Source organism: Microvirga roseola (assembly GCF_020866965.1).
Lineage (GTDB): Bacteria > Pseudomonadota > Alphaproteobacteria > Rhizobiales > Beijerinckiaceae > Microvirga > Microvirga roseola.
In genome coordinates this window covers 1-685 of the sequence record NZ_JAJATX010000186.1, presented here as the reverse complement: position 1 = coordinate 685, position 685 = coordinate 1, and the positions used below count along the sequence as shown (strand labels likewise).

At 66.6% G+C, this 685-nt stretch carries 1 protein-coding gene; it reads right to left on the bottom strand.

The features are described from left to right. Positions 1-681, bottom strand: a 681-nt coding sequence (locus tag LG661_RS24795) for an IS701 family transposase (protein ID WP_230534654.1), incomplete at its 3' end; no start/stop codon positions are given. Between the last annotated feature and the right edge of the window lie 4 nt (positions 682-685).

Here is a 685-nt window from a genome sequence, read left to right as displayed (position 1 = left end):
GGCGTTGAACCGGTCGGTGGCTTGCGCGCCGAGCACAGAGCCCTTGGCGGCCCGGCGCAACAGCATCTCCACTTTGCCCACGCCGGAGACCGTGTCGGTGGCCACCCACTCGAACGGCACGCCGGCCGCCAAGGCCCGTTCGATCATCTGCGCGGCGATCTGAGGCTTGGTGACAAAGCGGATGTTGTCAGGCACCTGAGCCGCGGCAAGGCGCTCGGGCTTACTTGTCCAGTCCTTGGGCAGATACAGCTGACGATCAATGAAGGCGCAGCCCTTGTCCGAGACATAGGCCGCAAACACGCCGATCTGGCAATTTGCGATCTTGCCCGCTGATCCGGTGTACTGGCGCCCGACCCCGCACGAGTGCTGGCCCTGCTTGAGAAAGCCGGTCTCGTCGATCACCAGCACCGCACCAGGTGAGGCCAGCGTCTCAAGCGCATAGGCGCGCACCATGTCCCTTAAGCCATCGGCCTCCCAGTGGCTGCGCCCGAGCACCGCCTGCTGGCGCCAGGGCCCCGAGTCGCCGGCGGCTTCGGCGCGCATCCAGCCGGTCTTGCGCCGCTCAGGGCCAAGCACCCCATCGAGGAAGGCGGCGGCCGGGGCGGCCACACTGGGATGGGCAGACAGCGCCTTGAGATTGGCTTTGACCTGACGCAACTCCACACACCAGAGTTCGAGCATCTGC